The sequence below is a fragment of the Paenibacillus gorillae genome, assembly GCF_000513275.1.
Classification (GTDB): domain Bacteria; phylum Bacillota; class Bacilli; order Paenibacillales; family Paenibacillaceae; genus Pristimantibacillus; species Pristimantibacillus gorillae.
This window is the reverse complement of the sequence record NZ_CBVJ010000109.1, coordinates 24812-44880: the sequence shown is the minus strand read 5'-3', so window position 1 is coordinate 44880 and position 20069 is coordinate 24812. Positions and strand designations below refer to the sequence as shown.

17 protein-coding genes are annotated in these 20069 nt (G+C 45.5%); 15 read left to right on the top strand and 2 right to left on the bottom strand.

Annotated elements, in window-relative coordinates:
• Positions 1–1025 precede the first annotated feature (1025 nt).
• From TY10_RS20635 to TY10_RS20620, 4 genes are all read left to right on the top strand, one after another.
• Positions 1026–1997 (top strand): DUF4062 domain-containing protein, encoded by a 972-nt coding sequence (locus TY10_RS20635; RefSeq protein ID WP_042167637.1) that lies wholly within the window; start codon positions 1026–1028, stop codon positions 1995–1997.
• A gap of 181 nt (positions 1998–2178) precedes the next feature.
• A complete protein-coding gene (locus TY10_RS20630; protein ID WP_042167634.1) occupies positions 2179–2850 on the top strand; it encodes a response regulator transcription factor in 672 nt (223 codons plus the stop codon).
• A 72-nt stretch (positions 2851–2922) separates the two neighbouring features.
• Complete coding sequence (locus TY10_RS20625) at positions 2923–5031, top strand: serine hydrolase domain-containing protein (RefSeq protein ID WP_081735389.1); 2109 nt, start codon at positions 2923–2925, stop codon at positions 5029–5031.
• 47 nt (positions 5032–5078) lie between these two features.
• Positions 5079–6350, top strand: coding sequence for a sensor histidine kinase (locus TY10_RS20620; protein WP_042167632.1), 1272 nt, complete (start codon positions 5079–5081; stop codon positions 6348–6350).
• Positions 6351–6441: 91 nt separating this feature from the next.
• Here TY10_RS20620 and TY10_RS20615 read toward each other — a convergent pair whose 3' ends face one another.
• Both TY10_RS20615 and TY10_RS20610 read right to left on the bottom strand, forming a co-directional pair.
• Positions 6442–8430, bottom strand: coding sequence for an AraC family transcriptional regulator (locus tag TY10_RS20615; RefSeq protein WP_052350671.1), 1989 nt, complete (start codon positions 8428–8430; stop codon positions 6442–6444).
• A gap of 566 nt (positions 8431–8996) precedes the next feature.
• Positions 8997–9551, bottom strand: a complete 555-nt coding sequence (locus tag TY10_RS20610) for an NAD(P)H-dependent oxidoreductase (protein WP_042167629.1) — start codon at positions 9549–9551, stop codon at positions 8997–8999.
• Positions 9552–9809: 258 nt separating this feature from the next.
• On the opposite strand from TY10_RS20610, the gene TY10_RS20605 reads away from it, so the two are divergent.
• The 11 genes from TY10_RS20605 (at position 9810) to TY10_RS20560 (ending at position 19938) form a co-directional block, all read left to right on the top strand.
• The gene (locus TY10_RS20605; RefSeq protein WP_042167627.1) at positions 9810–10187 is read left to right on the top strand and encodes a winged helix-turn-helix transcriptional regulator; all 378 of its coding nucleotides are present in this window, start codon (positions 9810–9812) and stop codon (positions 10185–10187) included.
• 231 nt (positions 10188–10418) lie between these two features.
• The gene (locus TY10_RS20600; RefSeq protein WP_042167625.1) at positions 10419–11627 is read left to right on the top strand and encodes an MFS transporter; all 1209 of its coding nucleotides are present in this window, start codon (positions 10419–10421) and stop codon (positions 11625–11627) included.
• A 200-nt stretch (positions 11628–11827) separates the two neighbouring features.
• Positions 11828–13546 (top strand): beta-ketoacyl-ACP synthase III, encoded by a 1719-nt coding sequence (locus TY10_RS20595; RefSeq protein WP_202903211.1) that lies wholly within the window; start codon positions 11828–11830, stop codon positions 13544–13546.
• Entirely contained in the window at positions 13437–13694 is a 258-nt protein-coding gene (locus TY10_RS31080) for a hypothetical protein (RefSeq protein ID WP_238327833.1), read from the top strand. Before TY10_RS20595 ends, TY10_RS31080 begins: the two co-directional genes overlap by 110 nt.
• Complete coding sequence (locus TY10_RS20590; RefSeq protein WP_042167622.1) at positions 13691–14578, top strand: DUF6999 family protein; 888 nt, start codon at positions 13691–13693, stop codon at positions 14576–14578. Before TY10_RS31080 ends, TY10_RS20590 begins: the two co-directional genes overlap by 4 nt.
• A gap of 154 nt (positions 14579–14732) precedes the next feature.
• On the top strand, positions 14733–15188 hold the full coding sequence (locus tag TY10_RS20585; protein WP_042167619.1) for a GyrI-like domain-containing protein: 456 nt from the start codon (positions 14733–14735) through the stop codon (positions 15186–15188).
• Between the two features lie 13 nt (positions 15189–15201).
• A complete protein-coding gene (locus TY10_RS20580) occupies positions 15202–15519 on the top strand; it encodes a phosphotransferase (protein ID WP_081735388.1) in 318 nt (105 codons plus the stop codon).
• Between the two features lie 116 nt (positions 15520–15635).
• Complete coding sequence (locus TY10_RS20575) at positions 15636–16355, top strand: SDR family NAD(P)-dependent oxidoreductase (RefSeq protein WP_042167617.1); 720 nt, start codon at positions 15636–15638, stop codon at positions 16353–16355.
• A 30-nt stretch (positions 16356–16385) separates the two neighbouring features.
• Positions 16386–16805 carry a GNAT family N-acetyltransferase gene (locus TY10_RS20570; RefSeq protein ID WP_042167615.1) on the top strand — a complete coding sequence of 140 codons (420 nt, stop codon included), beginning with the start codon at positions 16386–16388 and terminating at the stop codon, positions 16803–16805.
• A gap of 399 nt (positions 16806–17204) precedes the next feature.
• Positions 17205–19022, top strand: coding sequence for a family 43 glycosylhydrolase (locus TY10_RS29475; protein WP_063510454.1), 1818 nt, complete (start codon positions 17205–17207; stop codon positions 19020–19022).
• Between the two features lie 469 nt (positions 19023–19491).
• Complete coding sequence (locus TY10_RS20560) at positions 19492–19938, top strand: OsmC family protein (protein WP_042167613.1); 447 nt, start codon at positions 19492–19494, stop codon at positions 19936–19938.
• The last annotated feature ends 131 nt before the right edge of the window (positions 19939–20069 follow it).

The following is a 20069-nucleotide window of genomic DNA, read 5'->3' as shown; positions in this document are numbered from 1 at the left end:
TTTTTACAACCAAATCAGAATTATCAACACTAAGTTCTACTTTAGATAATGTATTGGCTCTAAACCACATAATAAAATAAACTATCAATAGAATTGTTACAATTGAAATTCCAACAATAACCTTTGCACTTTCCGCTACATCTAATACGATCGAAAAGAAAGCAAAAAATAACGCTGACTGGTGATATTATATAGAGAAAACTTTTTAATTAACCTCTTATCAATTAAACTCACTTTTCTTTTCATAGGAATCTCCCTCTCTTCTACAATATCCATATACTCTTTGGATTTTGTTAAAAACATATTTCGTCATAAATTTCTAATATCCTCCATAAAAATAGGAATCTAGAGCTATTAATTATTAGCCGAATCAAATGTTGTGAATAAGGAGTGCCGAAAAGTAATAAGATTAATGTCGATATCATCACAGAAAGAGTAACGGCATTACTATGGAATTCTGTATTAAACTTAACTTAACATATGGGGTTATAATTAAATTTGGTAATTGTCCCTTATGTGCAATTAGAGAGAAGGTAGCCCCTTGTGCTGAGAGAATAGAAAGAGTAGTAGAATAATAAATGAATAGATTGCATCTCAATTACATTAAGTTAGCTTTGATAAAAGCGAGATCGTTATACATCGTGGACATAGTTGCTACCAAGAGAAATAAGGAATAAAGCAATCCAAATCTTTATAAATTCTCGAAGACTAACTGACAACTGCGGGTTTGGATTAGTTTGAGGGGAATCCGATTGAAATGGGGAAGAATAAGAAGTGTATTAGTAAATGAATTTGATACGGAGCGCGGCTATAAAGAAGCTGTCGCTCTTTTTTATGCACTGGATTCAACATTAGTGCACAGAAAGTGATAAGTATTTCCTAATTATTGTTTGGTCGAATCCATAGGCGAATACCCCCAATTTCCAAAATTAGTTAGACTTAACCTCTAGAGTATGCTTAAAATACTTGGTTCTATGTTGAATTAATTACCAATAAATAATAAAATCATCATGGAGGCGATTACATTGGCTAAGCCAAGAGTTTTTATTAGTTCTACATATTACGATCTTAGATACGTAAGAGAAGACGTTGCAAGATTCGTAAAGGAACAGGGATATGATCCTGTGCTTTTTGAACGCGGGCAGGTCCCTTACGGTAGTCAAGATGCACCCCAAAATTATTGTTATAAAGAGATAGATTTATGTGATATTTTAATTTCAATTGTTGGAGGCAGATTTGGATCGGAATCAATAGAAGATGGTTACTCCGTTACCCAAAAAGAATTAAGGCATGCATTAGATTTAGGAAAGCAAGTTTATATTTTTATTGATAAGAAAGTAAAATTTGAATATGAAACGTATAAGATTAATAAGGAAAATGAAATGAAGTATAGGTTTGTAGATGATAAAAGAATTTATGAATTTATTGATGAAATAGAAGTGTTACCTCGTAATAATCCAATTTTTGAATTTGAAGTCCCACAGGACATAGTCAAATTATTACGTGAACAATGGGCAGGGCTATTTCAACGATTGCTACAGGAGGAGGCAGATAAACCTAAATTAGAGTTGATTAATACTTTGCGTCAAACTGCAGCGACACTCCAACAGATTATTTCTGTACAATCCAAGCGAGATGAAACTAATCAAGACACGATAAGAGACATAATATTATTTAACCACCCTGCATTTAATAGACTAGCAGAGCAATTAAATATGCCATTTAGAACGGTATTCACTACGAAAACAGAATTAGATAACTTTTTAAAGGCATGCGGATACATTGATAAATCAGATCCATTTTATTTTGACTATGAGTATCATAGAACTACCAAAAATAATGATACTAAATATATATTAAAAGTGAACGGGGCCTTGTTTAGTGAGGAAGGTAATCTAAAACCGTGGGACCCAAATAAATGGGATGATGCATATATCATAGTTGAAAGACAAGAAGTTACAAAAAATGAAATATCGGAGGATGACTTACCATTTTGAAAATGCTCGTGTACAAGTTGTATAAAAAATCGCCATGTGGCATAGCGCCCTGGCGATTTTTTATATGCTTCAAAGTCAACTTATTTATTTGTATTTGTTGGAAGTAATTAGCCGCAAGGGACTCACAATTTTACTATAATATGTTAACCTATCTTCATATTCGTTCGACGTGGAGGAACCTATGAAACTGCTGATCGTAGAGGATGACTTAGCGATATCGTATACGATTGCTAGAGTTATGCGGGATGAAGGATATGAGGTTATAGCGTGCCATAACGGAGAAGAGGGTCTGCATCATGCATTGTACGGTGAGTTTGATCTGATTATTTTGGATATTATGCTGCCTAAGGTGGATGGATTCCTGTTTATTCAAGAGGCTAGGGGGGCGGGGGTGGACACGCCGATTCTTTGTCTGACGGCAAAAGACGGATTGAAGGACCGCGTAAAGGGATTAACGATCGGAGCAGACGATTATGTGGTGAAGCCATTTGAAATTCCCGAGTTGGTTGTAAGAGTCAAAGTACTGTTGCGCCGCTATGGCAAGGTTAATCAGGAAGAGCGGATTAGCTTCGGTCCTATCACGATTCAAGTCAGGACCCGACTGGTAACAGTGAAGGGAGAAGAGCTGATTTTAACGGAAAAGGAATACGAACTGCTCGAGTACTTGCTCATGAATAAAGAACAGATCGTGACGAAGGACCAAATCTATAACCGGATTTGGGGACTCGACTCGGAAGCAGGAATTGGTATCGTCGAGCTTTATGTTCATTATCTTCGAAAGAAGCTGTCCCCTTGGCAGGCGGATCAATTGATTCAAACGGTAAGAGGCTTGGGTTACAGACTCAAAGTGTAGTTGCTTTTCAAAGGAAAATCAAAGGTTCATCTATTATATTCTTTCTTATCTTACATAAGGGGGATATCATTCATGAATCTTGTTAGACAAATCTTCAAGAATACTCATTGGACCTTCCTAGTTGGAGCCGTGCTGCTATCTATATGTCTATTGTTAACCGCCTGCGAGAGCTACCATACGGAACCGCCTTCAAACGAGGCTATGATCACCTACGAAGCAACTCAGAAAGTGGCAGAGGAGAAGGCTAATCTTCTCACGGGAAGAAACGGCATGATCAGCGTGCAGTACGCCCTCATTGATAACGGCAGCATCGTCGTATCTGGTCAACTCGGTAGGAATGATGAGAGCGGACAGAAGCCGCTCACGAAAGACACGATGTACGGGATAGGCTCAACTAGTAAAATGTTTACGGCAGTTGCCGTCATGCAATTGGTTGACCGGGGGAAAATTGATCTCGATAAGCCGGTCGTCCAATATATCCCTGATTTTATAATGAAAGATGAGCGCTACAAGCAGATTACCCCGCGTATGCTGTTGAATCATTCTTCCGGTCTGAACGGAACGTCAGCGGCAAACGCCGATTTATTCGAAGACAACGATACTTCCGCCCACGACACACTGCTGAAGCAACTGGCAGTGCAGACCCTGAAGGCGGACCCGGGTGCTTTCTCGGTTTACTGCAATGACGGATTTACGCTGGCAGAGATTCTGATTGAGCATGTCAGCGGCATGGACTTTACCTCTTATATCCATCGATATATTACAGAACCTCTAGGCATGAACAATACGGCAACACCGATTGATTCTCCGAACACAGCAGAGATGGCTGGGCTCTATTATCTGTTGTATCCCGGACAACTTCCCAACCAGTCGCTCAATTTAATCGGGGCTGGAGGCATCTATTCCACAGCGGAAGATTTGGCGCGATTCTCGCAAATTTTTACAGGGGAAGCGGGAGAAGTATTGTCTGGCGAATCGGTTGCGGTTATGGCACAAGATGAGTATAAGACGTCTTTATGGCCTGATGATGCGGATAACTCAGTCGAATACGGTCTTGGCTGGGACAGCGTTAATCTGTACCCCTTCGGCGAATATGGGATGAAGGCGTTGACCAAAGGCGGAGACACGGTATTCTATCACGCATCGCTGGTTGTGCTTCCCGAGCAGGGCATGGCGGCGGCAGTCGTTACTTCCGGCGGGTCCAGCGGAGACAATCAGCTTCTGGCGAATGAAATGCTGCTTCAGACATTGAAGGAGAAAGGGGTAATTGCCCAGTTCAAACCCGAGAAGTCGTATGGAACGCCGATAAATGCGGATTTGCCCAAGTCCATGCTTGAGTATTCGGGAATTTATGGTTCCTATAGCGGAACGATGAACATTAATATTACCGAAGGGGGCATCCTGTGGGTCACTTCGGAGCAGTTGCCCAATAACGGAACACAAACCTACAGGTATTCGGAGGACGGAGCATTCCGGAGTTCAGACGGGAATGCGATGGCCAGCTTCGTAACAGAGGAGAACGGCCGTACCTACTTCTGGATTCGCCAGTATTTTTCGTCACCGGGTCTTGGGCAGATAGCTTCATCTATGTATGCCGCAGAGAAGCTCCAGCCTCAGGAGCTTCCGAAAGAGACAATAGAGTCATGGACTCAGCGCGACGGCAAGAAATATTATTTGCTGAATGAGAAGTATTCATCAGTTATTTATTTGATGATGCCTCCACTGCAATTGAATTTGTCACAACAATTGCCAGGGTATGTGTTGGATAAGCGAATAACAGGCCCAAACACAGCAATCTCGGAATTGCAAATTCCGGGAATGAATGGACGGGATCTAACAGCTTTAACGTTCTTTACGGAGGACGGCGTTGAGTACGCGGATCAAGGCGGAAGAATATTAGTGAACGAGGACAACGTGAAACCTATGAATCTCGCTAAGAATTCAATCGTTACGATCCCGCCGAGTGGATATGCAAAGTGGTATACGATAAGCGATAAAGACGGGGACAAGACTATTAAGGTGAGCAAGCCCTCGAACGCGGGCTTCGCTGTTTATGATGGGAATGGAGCGTGCATCTACTTTAGTGTCATCGAAGACAAGGATCAGGTCGCGCTGCCTGCGGGAGGATCTATTGTTTTCGCCGGGGATGCTGGTACGCAATTTGAAATCTCTGCACAGTAACTTTTCCAATAAGAATCGGCTGAATAAAAAGGAGAGCAAACCCCAGTATGATCAAACGCACACTATTAAAAATGACGATTTGGAACAGTTCAATCGTATTTTGCTTATTCGTCATGCTGGGGGGATCGTTATATGGACTGGCGCGTTATCAGATTTATTCAGACATTGACCGTATGCTGGTGTTCAATATTGATCATATGCGGCAATTCTCCCTGAGTACCGGAGAGAAGGTCATTAGTATTGATTCGAAAGAACCTGAACGGTTCACCATGATTTATTATTGGGATTCAAACGATATCTTGATGGGAAGTGTGTATTATAAACAGCCATTTAGCTCGTTGAGTTGGATTCTTCGGGACAAACAAGACCACACTGGACCCGAGTCCATACAATTTGGCAAGAAAATCTACCGATTTGTAAGCAGGCCTTATGAAGGCCACTTGCCAGAAATAGAGAAGATGCTGATGTCGAATGCGCCCTTGAAAACCGTTCAAATGTTTACGGAAATTTCGGCCGAGGTGTTTTACTTGAATCGGTTGTTGTGGGGGATTGGTTTCGGAATAGGCATCGGTGTCATATTGTCGGTCATCTCCGGATATTTAATGGCTAGAAGGGCTCTTGTTCCGATTCAGAAAGCCTGGGACAAACAGCAGCAGTTTATCGCGGATGCCTCCCACGAACTCCGGAGTCCGCTTTCTGTTGTTCAAGGACAGATGCAATTACTGCTGCGCCATCCCGATCATACGATCGAGGAAGAAAGTGTTCCAATCGCAGCTATTCTGAAAGAAACTAAAAGAATGAGTAAATTGGTCAGCAGCCTGCTTTTGCTGGCAAGAGGCGATTCGCATGAGGAAGTGATCTTATGCAGGCCTGTACGAATTGACGGGATCATGAAAGAGATTGCCAAAAACATGGAGCCGATAATGGGATATAAGCAACTACAGCTGCAACTCCATATTGAAGATGCAGAAATACTTATACATGGAGATGAGGATCGACTCAAGCAGTTGTTCATGATCTTATTAGACAACGCTATTAAATTTACGCAGGAGCATGGACAAATTGATCTGGGATGCGTCAAGCAGGGGAAGTCGGTTCTTATAACCGTTCAGGATAATGGAGCGGGGATTCTGAAACGTGATTTGCCGCTCGTTTTTAATCGCTTCTACAAGTCCGCTAGAGATAGAGGAGATCAAGGAGCGGGCTTAGGGCTATCGATTGCACACTGGATCGTCGACCAGCATCAAGGAACTATCCGTATCAGCAGTGAGGCGGGGCAAGGTACAATGATTACGATTCGTTTTCCGTTGATTAGTTGATAAAAAGAGGAGGGCAACCCCAATGCTATTAGATAAGCTTAATAACATAGGGGTTGCCCTCGTCTTTTACAAACTATTTGTCTACTGAATATCACTCTGTTTTGGTTAAGCTGTCTACGACAAATTTAAGCTGGGCTTCCAATGAGATGGGATCACTAAACACGAAGCCGCGGCTGCCCTCGCGATAAACGTGATTATTCTGGACAGCGGGGAGGTTGTCCCAGATACGGCCTTCAAAAACCGGTGCCGCATTTTTAACGTCTGTCCACTCGCTAATGAAGATATAATCCCCGGCGTATTCCGGCAACAACTCCAGTGATAACTTGGCCCAGCCTGTGCCGCTATCGATAGCTTCCCTCTGAATAATCGGCGGTGCTTTCAGAGCGAACTCACCATAAATAATGTCTCCGCCTCTGCCAAAGCTGCCGTAGGCATAAAACTCCTTAGGACTGCCCGAATCGAAGATCGAAACAGTGCGGTCACCTACCGCTTGCTTCACGATTGGTTTGTATTCGGCGATTTTAGCGTCCCATTCTGTAATCCAAGCCTTAGCCTGTGCTTCTCTGCCCGTCATTTTGCCGAAGTCCGTTAATTGCTCCCGCAGAGGTACTCCATATTCAACAGCGACGGTTGGTGCAATTTTGGACAGCTTCTCAATCGTCTCAGGGTCATTCCAGACCACAATTAAATCCGGCTGCAGCTCTGTTATTTTCTCATAAGGTACATCGTTGCCGATGTTGACAACGTCGTCCAGTTTTCCTTCAGTATAGTTGTTAAAGGACTCATCGCCGGTTCCGACAGGCTTTAGGCCAAGCGCCAGCAAATATCCGGTGAAGGCTCCTGCGACCATAACAATCCTTTGAGGGTTTTTAGGAATTTGCACCTCGCCGTTAACCGCGGAATAGGTTACCATCTCCGAGCTCCCAGTTGTATTTCCAATTGCTGAGCTGCCGGAGTTATTGGCATTGCTCTCTGTGCTTACAGTTGGGCTGGGCGCAGCGTTAGTGCCAGTTCTGCCGTTCGTATCCGCTGGTCCGGAGCATGCGCTAAGCAATAGAGTCAAGCACAGCAGCATTGTAATTCCAACAGGTAATTTGCTTCTATACATCAGTAAATCTCCTTTTTCGCCATATTGATAATGATTATCATCTCTCATATCAATATAACGACGCAGCCTGCGCGGAACAATGGATGATCCGCGCCTAATAATAGGACGATAAGAGCCTTTTTCTGCTGGTGCAGACTTATCCTTGTATTGTTTCGGTGTTACTCCGGTATGCTTTTTGAACATTCGGATGAAATAAGATACGTCTGCATATCCGACGCTTGCTGCAATTTCTTGCAAAGATAAACCGGTCTGCTGCAGGAGGGTTTCTGCTTGGTTCATCCTGATTTGGATCAAGTAATCGATGATGCTAGTACCGGTTTTGCGCCTGAAATGCTTGGACAGATAGGGCACGCTGTAGTGAAATGTCTGTGCGAGCGATTCCCGGGTCAGAGGCTCGGCATAGTACTCCTGCATATAGCGGATAAGCTGAGAAGCAAGATCAGGCCTAACGATGCTAATCTCCTGTTGATCCATCTGCCGAAGCAGCTCATATACAAATTGATGAAATAGGGTTTTGACATGGAGTCGCTCCAAGCGGCCCTGTGCAAGCCATTCGCCCAGCATTCGCTCAGCCAATTCGTAGAGGAGGGCAGGATGGAGCGGGATAAAACCGTACTGAAGGTGGAACGGCAATTGTTGATCCCGATGTCGAAGTGTACGCTGTTCGACGGATGGCGGTAAGGAGGCTTTATAGAAAATGAGGTAATAATGAAAGGATTCATTTGTTGGGACAATGTCCAGACGGGTACCTTTGCCGCCATGCAGCATATAGAAAGGCTTTGCAGAATGTTCATTTCCGTCCAAAATGATCGTGGCACTGCCATGTGTTACGTACAGAAAGGAGCTGGCAGGGAACAGGTAAGGAGGTGCTCCCTCACCGGGTTGCAAGCGGATATGTCGTACATCCATGATTTTGAGCGATGCATCATTCCAGATCAGTATGTGCTCTTGTACATTCACGGTTGCTTTCAATGGAGAGTTGTCTTCCTTCCGTGAGCTGCTGAAGCCAGCCTTTTATGTGGTGAGGCTATTATAATAAGATTACTTGATGTTTGCAAAAATATTGTCCTAGCAAACCGAATTGAAAAAAGGCCGCAAAAATCATGGCGGCGAAAGCTTTCCTGCATCAATATTTTGGCAGCTTGTATACCGGCAGCAAGATCAGCCTCAAAATTCTGTGAATATAATAAGCGATTACCGTCATTGGCGTCCATGGTTTATTTTAGCCGGAATTTCCTCGTAGGCTTGGGTAATTTGCTTATGAAATTCATCGATTGGATTGCGGTTGGCAAGGCTCTCCAAGTGAATGCCTTCGCGAATGTAATTAGCGTATGTATGGTGAAAAGCAAAGGATTTATTTCTTATTGGAAATAATCGTAGTCGGGGTTAATGAAGCAGCTCTAGGACTTGATCCTGATCCTGATCGTGAAGTCTAAAGGCCGTGAGACGCGAAGAGACCGCTATAAGCTAGTGCAGCTTATAGCGGTCTTGCTGCTATGCTTTCTATTTAATAGTGAACGGATTTGCTCTGCCTATACTTAAGAGGCTTTTACATTCTCAACAAGTACATCTGCAGACGCACGGATATGTTCCGCATACTTGAGTGCTTCCGATTTCAACTGGTCATCCGTGGCTTCCAGAGTGTCGTATATAACAAAGGCAGGCAAGTAGACGGCGCCGGTATATTTGATGCTTATCTCTAGAGGTCTTAAGAACTCGTTGATCGTGAACTCATAGTGGCCGGTTGAACGATAATTATGTTCGCTGCCGCCTGCTGTTACTGCCACGATGAACTCCTTGCCTTGTAGTTTATCGCCGCCTGTTCCATACGCCCATCCGTACGTTAATACCTCATCAAACCATTTTTTGAGCAGTGGCGGTGTACTGTACCAAAACAAAGGAAATTGAAGCACGACACGGTCATATTGGCTCAACAGCTGCTGTTCTTTCTCGATGTTGATGTCCAAATTTGGGTATTCCTCGTAAAGGTTGTGAACATCAATGTTGTTATGCTGACTTAATTCATCAATAAGAGCACGGTTGGCTCGGGACTGATCCAGGGACGGATGGGTAACGATAACTAAAGTTTTCATGCAAATCTTCCTCTCTCTACAAGATGATGTCAGCGCTTGACTGCTCCATTATTGTTGAGGAATCAATTCCTGTAAAGTACGCCGTTTTTTCATACTAAGTCGGGTTAAATGTACCTTAGATCCTTGCTGGGCCCCCGTCTAGTATGGTAAAGCGTACTAAGTACGTCTTTTCTGCGTATATTGGTTAACCACCGCACGTTTGTTACAATAACAGTATTCTAAATGTACTCAAAAAAACTAGTAATTGAGGGATCGCCGATGTCCGAAGATGTAAGCAATTCGTTTTTAATAAATGGAGTCACGGCCACTCTCCAGGTCATTGGAGGGAAGTGGAAGCCGATTATCTTATATATTTTGCTGAATGAAGGCACTAAGCGATTCGGAGAGCTGAGGCGGATGATTCCAACAATAACCCAAGGGATGCTTACCAGCCAGCTTCGTGAGCTGGAGCGCGATGGCATGATCATCCGAAGGGTCTATCAGGAGATCCCGCCTAAAGTTGAATATTTCATTTCTGAGCACGGACAAACACTCAGTACTGTTCTTAATGACATGTGCGGATGGGGATTTCATCACATTGAACATAAAAAGAGCAAGGAAGAGCAGGGTCAGCTATCCAATTATTCACAACCATAAGATAGGTCCCCGTGTAAGCGGCTCTAGCTAGTTTTACCGAACCCTCTATTTCATCGTCTCCATCCGCTAGCACACATCCATTTGCTCAACCTATATAATAAACATATTTATTTATAAAGTTTATATTGACACTAAAAAGTATGTGTATTACATTTACATCATACTTTTTATATGTTTATGTTTATTAAGTGGGTTGTGATGAAACTTGGCGCTAGGTGGAGGCAACAGAGGATGGCTTTATTATTTAAAAATAGGGGCGTTATGCTGCTTCTGATGTTTAACTTGTTTTTGGTCTTTGCCGGGATTGGTCTGGTCATACCTGTAATTCCTAAATACATTACGATGCTGGACGTTAACGGAAGCATTGCCGGCTTGCTTGTCGCCTCCTTTGCATTCACACAGCTGGTCTTCTCACCGCTGGCAGGGCGGCTGTCCGATTCCTTCGGGCGCAAGCGCATTATTGTCGCTGGAATGCTGGTCTTCGCCTGTGCGGAGGTCATATTCGGATTAGCGGATTCTGCTCTGCTGCTGTTTGTGTCCCGGATGATGGGAGGCGTTAGCGGTGCGCTCATCATGCCTGCTGTCATGGCCTACGCGGCAGATATCACGACGGAGGAAGAGCGTGCCAAAGGGATGGGCTTTATTAATGCTTCAATCTCCACAGGCTACATCATTGCTCCTGGCATCGGAGGCTTTATTGCGGAGTTCGGTATTCGCGTGCCGTTCTTTGCTGCGGGAGCTGCCGGTCTGGTTGCTGCAGTTCTGACGATGATTATCTTGCCGGAATCGCTGCCTTCTATTGCGAAAGGTGATAACCATAACGAAATGTCTAATTCCACACCGAAAAGAAGTCTGCTTCAGCAGTTGCGTTTCTCTTATCGTGAGCCGTATTTTATCAGCTTAATTATTGTGTTCGTTATGTCGTTTGGACTTGCTAATTATGAAGCCGTGTTCGGACTGTTCGTTGATCACAAGTTCGGTTTCACACCGAAGGATATTGCCTTCATTTTCACTTTTGCCTCCATTGGCGGCGCGGTTATTCAGCTAACGATTTTCGGATGGCTCATGAACCGTTTTGGCGAAAAGCTGGTCATTACGCTTTGCCTGCTCGCTGCAGGGGTGTTCGTCCTATTAACGTTATTAGTCGAACAGTACTGGCTGATCTTTGCAGTTACTTTCGTTATATTTCTAGCTATTGATCTGTTGCGACCGGCTATCAGCACACAAATGTCCATGGTCGCCCAAGAGCAGCAGGGATATGTGGCAGGGCTTAATTCTTCCTTTACCAGCCTTGGCAATATTATAGGACCGATAGCAGCGGGTATTTTATTCGATGTGAATTTGAACTTCCCTTATGTAGTTGCTGGATTCATCCTGCTTCTGTGCTTTGGGCTTACATTGTTTACCGGAGGGAAGCGCGTACAGCGTGTAAGTACATAAAGCGGGTTAGCTGTGGACGCTGTTCGAGGATGTGGATGGAAATTGGCAGGAAGCCAGAATGAGGGGCCGCAGCACCTTGTCTGGCTTCTTTTTCATAAGAGAAGCAGGGTGCACTAGTACTATAAAAAGTTGGAACTATCCGCGGAGTGCTTCATGGGCGATTATGGGGTATATACCATATCCTATAGGAGGTTTGCCGGATGAACAACGTATATGTGACAAGCATGGGGAAGTTTCTGCCGGGAGAGCCAATCGGCAATGAAGAGATTGAAGACTACCTGGGCAGAATCAACGGCAAGAGCTCCAAGTCCATGAGACGCATCCTTGAGCAAAATAAAATCCGTTACCGCCATTATGCCATCGACAAGGAACAGCGCAGCTTGTACAGCAATGCCGAGATGGCAGCATTGGCCATTCGCGATGCGCTGGATCGCAATCCTAACGCAAGCGAGCGTGACATCGACTTTCTAGCAGTGGGCACGACACAGGGAGACCTTCTTGTCCCCGGCTTTGCGAGTATGGTCCATGCGGAGACGGGACTGCCCGTCATGGAAATCGCAACCCATCACGGGATATGTGCCAGCGGGATGCAGGCGATGAAGAATGCTTATCTGCAAGTGCTGTCTGGCGAGAGCCGTGTAGCGATATCTTGCGCCAGCGAGTTTCCCAGCCGCGTCTTCAAGCATACGCGATTCGAAGCGCAGCAGGCGTACCAGGACAGCCCGGTGCCATTCGATACCGACTTTCTCCGTTTCATGCTGTCGGATGGCGCTGGAGCGGCTATTTTGCAAAATTGTCCTGCCCCTAGCGGCTTGTCGCTGCGCATCGAGTGGATCGACAACAAATCCTATGCCAATAGCTATGACGTATGCATGTACGCAGGGAGCAACAAGGACAACAAGGAACATGCCAGCTGGCAGGATTACCGGACGATACATGAAGCAGCCGATGATGGCGCGGTTAATCTGAAGCAGGATATCCGGCTTGTGAATGAAATGCCGAAGGTGGGAGTGGACCGCTTCTTCGAGCTTGTGGAGGAAGGCGCTGTTGATCCGGCTTCAATCGATTGGATGGTATGCCATTATTCCTCGCACTTCTTCCGTGACGAAATATTCCGTCTGCTGAGGCTTGGCGGCTTAACGATTCCAGAAGAGAAATGGTTCACCAATCTGTACACGCGAGGCAATACAGGAGCGGCATCGATCTACATTATGCTGGAGGAGCTGCTTGGCAGCGGCAAGCTTTCACCTGGCGAGCGCGTACTGTGCATGGTGCCAGAGAGCGGCCGGTTCCAGACCTCGTATATGCTGATGACAGTTGTTGGTTCTAAGGAAGAGGTGCTTCAGGCGCCTTTCGAGGATCGGGAGCCGGAAGCGCCGCATTTGAAATACGACAGCACGAATAATGTGCAAGCTCACCTCGTTCGCCAGCTTGTGCACGTATGGATCGACTTCGAGCAGAAGCTGGCCCGCGTGCCGATTATTTATAAGCTGTATCACGGAAAATTCACGATAACCGACTATAAATCGCTGATGGAAAATATTCGCCAGCAAGTCATTGACGGCTCACAATGGATCGCGCGTGCAGCATCCTACATTCCAATTGAGCATATCGATCTGCGGTCAACGTTCATTGCTCATGCGAGAGACGAGCATCGTGATTTTGAAATTCTAGAACGTAATTATGTAGCAGTCGGGGGAGAGCTGGCAGCTATTCAATCAGGGGAGAAAAATCATCGGCAGCGAGGCGTTGTCGGCCTACCTGTTCCAGCGTGCGAGCCGCGACAACCCTGTCGACCTCATCGGCGCTATGTGGATTATCGAGGGACTCGGCTGCCGGATGGCCCGTTATTGGGGAGAAATGATTCGCAATCAGCTGGGGCTGGACGACGAGCAAGTATCGTTCTTGCTCTATCATAGCGATTCCGACGAGCTGCACTTCGAGCGGCTGGAGACGGTCGTGCAGCATCCGCTGCTAACGGCCGACATCGCTGACCGCATCGTCAAGACGGCGAAGACGACAGCACGGCTCTATTTGCTGCAATTAGAGGAGCTGAATAACGTATGAGCGAGGCGGATTTTTTTCGCAATATGGCGCATGACCGTGACGACCCGAATCCTTTTCTTGCCATCTATCTCGATCGGAGCATTCCATTCAATGAAGAAGCAAAGGCCGCCTATTTAAAGGATTGCTCAAGCAGGTCGCGTCAGTTTCTGCTTCCGCTGCTTCGTCCGCTTGCCCGTCTTATGATCATACTGCTGCAAATGTACAAGATCATCGTACCAAAGGCGCTCACGTCATCCCGCCTGCTGCACCGGGTACTGCACTGGGGCATGAAAACGTTCGTCAGTCCAAGCGCCAACTATATGATTTTACGCCACTTCTATCTCGGATCGGAGGTGCTGCAGTTCATTCGCGACAATGTGCCGGGCGTCAATATAACGATGAACCCGCTTAAACCGACCAATCTGGAACCGGTGAAGGATGATTTATTCCTTATTCATGATTTGAACCTGTACAACTTCGTTATTAACTTGAATAAAGAACTGCTGGATAAAGGGATTGAGGTAACCAAGCAGGAACGTCTGAACTTCTCTGCCATTACGTCTACACCTTTGCCAATTGAGCCCATGCCGAAGCGCTGGACAAACTTTGTGGATCTTACGACGGCAATTGAGTGCTTCACGCCGGTGTACCAGTTGTTCCTGACCGATAATGACTTCTGGCGGGCGACCAATTCCTTGCAGTTAGATGAAACAATAGGCATACTCGCTTCGAAAATCATCGGCAGCAACGACCGGCTTGCGCTCATTAACAACAAGCATCCGATGGTGCCGCTGACGACGCTGAGAGCCGGATTCCGATTAGTGCTGCACGGACTCGCGACAGAGCAATTGCACGCGCTGCTCGTGGAGCTGAAGCAGAAGCAGGAGCGGGAGCTTACGGTCTGATGACTCGGCACCGCTGGAGTGTGCATAGCTCTAGCGGTGTTTTTTTGGCAAATAGATGATAGTGCTCGTTTATTGTATTTAGTAAAATATCCATATATTTAAAATTAAATAACGATCATAGTATTCTAACTCAGTAGCGAGGAGAGAGGTTCATATGCAGAACAATCAAATTGAGATTGTGACTCTTGAGGCGAAGCATTTTATTGGCGTTCCCGTAACGAATGTTTTTAAAAGATTTGATCAGGAAAGCATTAACGAAGCAAATCGATTATTTCTGGAAAGAAAGAGTGAAATTAAAAGAGTTTTGAATGAACATCAGTATGTGTGTCCTCATTTTGCGAATGATGTACTTTTTACATATATCTATTGTATGGAAGTAGAAACGATTGAGGAGGTTCCGAAAGGCATGGTCGGCTTCACTGTAGACAGTCAATCTTACGCCAAGGTGAGAGCTGTGGATCAGGACCCGTATGTGCTAATAAGAACGTTTTTGAAAGAAAATGATCTGAAAAATAATACGTTGGCGCTTGCGCTTGAAGTATTCAAATTTGGAGAACAGCAGAATTTTAATAACGCTGATATTTATGTGCCGATAATTCAGGGAAAGTAGAGACTATAGGGCAATTGAGGCTACAAAGTGGTTATCCTCTGAACTAGTTATTAGTCACGGAGATTTAGACTCTAAAAATGTGATGTGGAATCAAGATTCTCCGATTATTATTGATTGGGAATTGGCAGGTTATAAACAAGACTTAATTGAAACCGCAATGCATTGGTCTGAGAATGAGTGTGGGGAAATAGATAAAGATAAATTCCTGGCCTTTATCTCTGGCTATAATAAATCGCAATCAATGCCGCAGGCATACTGGAACGTGGCATTGGCAAGCGGATATCTTGGGAAGTTAGACTGGCTGGAGTACAGTTTGAAACGTTCTTTATGAATTTGCGGTATGCTGATACGATCTTTGAGGTGGAAGCTTGGCTTCAAACAAAGAAGTGTAATACCTTCCTCACATTAAGGAATGCTCAATAGACAAATTAGGAGGGCTTTTAACCTATGAAAACATATGTTGTGTTTGGTGCTAGTAAAGGCTTGGGAGATGCATTCGTCAGAGGTGTGCCTCAGCAAGGCGATAAGGTGTGGGTGGTGTCCCGCAGTAAACCTGCAAGCTTGGATTTGAAGGATGGTGTACAACGTATATGGATACAGGCAGACTTGTCTGAACTAGATGCCGCTGCAGTTGTTGCCGATCAATTGCGTGACGAGACACTGGACGTTCTCATATATAATGTTGGCATTTGGGAAAAGGAGGGCTTTGAGGATCACTATACGTTTGATAAGGATGAGCCCGCCGATATAAGCCAGCTTATTCATGTGAATGTGACTTCTACCATTGTATGTGTTCAGGCATTACTGTCCGCTCTTCGAAAATCGACAGCCGGAAAAATCATTCTAATTGGCTCGACCGCTGGTTTGAATAATGCAAACAGTACCCAGGTTGCTTTTGTCGCATCCAAATTCGCGATTCGCGGCATTACAGAGGCCTTGAGAGAGCATACGAGACAAGACAGCATCGCTGTTACCTGTATTAACCCCGGTGAATTGGCCGCTGAAATTCCTTACGAAGAGGGAAGCGAACGGGCACTTTCCGCCTATAATGGGACACGTATTCCGCTTCAGGATATCGTTGCTCTTGTAAAATGCGTGGTCAGTTTATCCAAAGCTGCATGCGTGAAAGAAATTAATATCCCGGCGCTAACGGATATGAACACATAACTAGACGAAAAACGAGTTAGGAGAACTACGATGATTGTTAGAGAAGCTAGCGAAAAAGACTATCCAGAGCTGAGAAAGATCTATTTGGAATCGCGTAAGATGAACTTTCACTGGGCGAACAGCAAGGAGATGACGCTGGAGGATTTTGATCGGGATACGGTTGAGGAAGTCATTATTTTAGCCGAAGAAAATTCCCGTATCCTTGGATTCTCCTCTCTATACTTGCCGGAAGATTTCATTCATAACTTATTCGTCCATCCAGACTATACCGGTAAGGGTGTGGGAGCTAAACTGCTCCATCATGCAGCCGAAAAAATGAACAAACCGTTAAGGCTTAAATGTGTATCTGAAAATCATAGAGCCTTGAAGTTCTACGAAAGTAACGGCTGGAAAAAAGTCATTGAAGAAGGCAATCACGGGGAGCAGTATTGGGTTATGCAATTTAAATAGTGCCACCGGCGTATTTGTTGTTAGAGCGGCGAAATCCTATATAAGGTAAATTGCATAGGAATTATTTGCACCGCTTCAAGCAGAATATGCTTGGGCGGTATTTTTTTTATGCGGTAAAATAATTAGTTCTGAAGCAATTGCCTGCTGCAACGCGGATTCTTCCATCCCGGCCTCGTCTACCGGCTAATAATGACTCAGAGAGTTTATAAATGCCTCACTATAAAAGCGCTTTCATTTGCTGTACACTATTGATGCGTTGCTCATTTACAATTTTTACATGTTGATTGCAGGGGGTGGAAATTGACGAATAGACGCTATTCATGTCTATACCTAGAAGGCCTGCTGTAGTTGTCAACCGGAATCGTATTCCGGAAAACTAGTAATGGGGAGGTAACACTAATGAAAAAAAAGGTTATGAATCTGTTTTTGTCAGGAGCGCTGCTGCTGTCCATGTTAATCGGATTCAGGTTCTCTTCATCAGCTGCTGATCCCGTCACCATGTCAGGCAATCCTATTTTTACAAGTATTTTTACCGCTGACCCTTCTGCGCATGTGTGGAATGACGGACGTATTTATGTGTATGCGTCGCATGATATTTTCCCGTCCAGAGGCAGCGATTTGATGGATAAATATCATGTCTTCTCCTCGGATAATATGGTCGATTGGGTAGACGAGGGTGAAATATTAAGCGCTGATGACGTGTCTTGGGGACGTCCTGAGGGCGGCTTTATGTGGGCTCCTGACGCTGCATATAAGGACGGAACCTACTACCTCTATTTCCCTCATCCGAGCGGTACAGACTGGAATAACACTTGGAAAATCGGAGTGGCGACAAGCAACAAGCCGGCCTCGGATTTCACCGTTCAAGGTTATATAAACGGCCTGCCGGGCAATAGCTTTATTGATCCTGCAGTGTTCAAGGATGATGATGGAAGCTACTATCTGTATGGCGGCGGAGGCGGCAACAGCTATGGAGCCAAGCTTGCCAGCAACATGATGTCGCTGGATGGGCCGCTCCAACAGTTCACTGGGCTGACAGATTTCCATGAGGCAAGCTGGGTGTTTAAGCGGAACGGCATCTATTACTTGATGTATTCTGACAATAATCCAAGCGGCAATCAGATGCGTTATGCAACGAGCAGCAACCCGCTTGGTCCTTGGACGAACCGGGGCGTCATTCTGGATCCTGTCAAGAATAGCGGAACTTCGCATGGTTCGATCGTAGAATACAAAGGGAATTGGTATATGTTCTACCACAACGGCGAAATTTCCTCGAACGGTACACTGCGTTCCGTATGCGTAGACCGTTTGTATTTCAACACAGACGGCACGATCCAGAAAGTTGTTCAGACGACGGACGGCGTTCCGGCAGTCGGGCCGCGCTCCCATGCTACCGAAACGAAGTATTATGACCTCGTTAATCAGAACTATTCGGAATATACACAGAAGACCGATTATGCGATGACTGCAAGCAATGTAACGTTTGGCGGCGGAGCGACAAGACCAGGCAGCAATGTTGAGAATATGCATACCTCTGGCTCCTACATCCAGTTGAGCGGAATCAACGGCGGTCCAGGCGGGAAAGCGCTGGTAACCGTAAATTACGCTTCCGGCGATGCTGGAACAGCCTTTAAGGTAGATGCCAGCGGCGATACGGCTGGGGACGGCTATTTCCTTGCTCTGCCTGGCACCGGAGGCTGGGGCAATTACACGGGCAAGACCAGCCGTTTGATTGATTTGAACCCGGGAACGGCTAACACCATTAAGCTTAGCGGCGGCATGGGCGGGGCCAACGTGTCCAGCGTCAGCGTATCGCTGAAGCCGCAAACGGTGACGCAGACCGAATATCCGATGAGCGGCAGCAATGTAACTTTCGGCGGAGGGGCGACTCGTTCAGGAGGCAATATTGAGAATTTGCACATTGCGGGCTCTTACTTCCAGCTGACTGGCGTTAATGGAGGCACGGGCGGCCAAGCTAGTGTAACTCTGGTCTATGCTTCCGCGGATACTTCCACTACATTTAAGATTAATACGAGCGGTGACACGACAGGGAATGGTTACTCGGTCACACTGCCTGGAACGGGCGGCTGGGGCACGTATACCGGTCAAGTCACTCGCCTGGTTAATCTGAATGCGGGGGCGAATAACACGATCAAAGTCAATGGCGGTCTAGGCGGAGCCAACGTCTCCCGCGTCATTGTCGCGTTGAACCAGTAGAAGGTTGAAATGAATTTGGGGCAGTGGCAGGTTGCTGATAAGCAGGCTGCCACTGCTCTTTTTCAATTGAGCAGAGACCCGCTCTACGCATGCCATCCTGCCCTGCCAACAGAAACAAAATGCAATAGTGCATGTTGATGAGCCCTAAATCGGTCAAAAAGGCCATCAAAATGTAAAAGTGCATTTGAAATCACCGAATTTCACCGAATCGGCGCTTTTTAGGCTGATTCGCCTGCACTTTTACATTTTGATGCGATAAATCGCCTTAAAATCGGCTTACCACCTGCACTTTTACATTTTGATTCAAGCAGCAGCTGCAACAAGCTCATTGCATCGCTGCCCTAGCGTATATCCAATTCGTACAGCTATACAGATTGACAGCATGCAGTACCAACTATATAATACTCATAATACATAGTGGATAAGTTGGTTTTATATAAAAATTCATACATACAAAGGGGATTATACGATGGCTGCTGTTAACACGTTCAAAGCAACTGCGCATTTACAGGATGGCGTTAAAGTAAAAACGAATGTTAGACAATTCGAGCTCATTATCGATGAGCCTGCAAGCTTGGGAGGAACGGATACGGGAATGAATCCCGTTGAGGCTCTGCTTGCGTCACTAGGTGCATGCCAAGCTATCGTTGCCAGAGTATATGCGCCCAAGTTTGGTGTGAAACTTGACGATTTCCGTGTAGAGGTTGAAGGAGACTTGGATCTGGATGGATTTTTCGACAGAGCGCCGGTTCGTCCGGGCTACTCCGATATCCGATATACATTCCGGATCAAGACCAATTCTCCGAGAGAGAAGGTTGAAGAGTTCGTGCAGTTTCTGGAAAGTAAGTGCCCTGTCAGGGACACGCTTGCAAATCCGGTGAATTTGAAATTGGAGAGTATCATTATCGAAAATTAAACCTTGCCGATAGCGGATCAGAGGGCTGCAGCAGCTTGCCATTAAGCAAACTGCTGCAGCCCTCTTTGTGTTATTCTTTCCATATAGAGCAAGAAAGATCAAGAACATTCGTTTGCATCAACCTATAATAG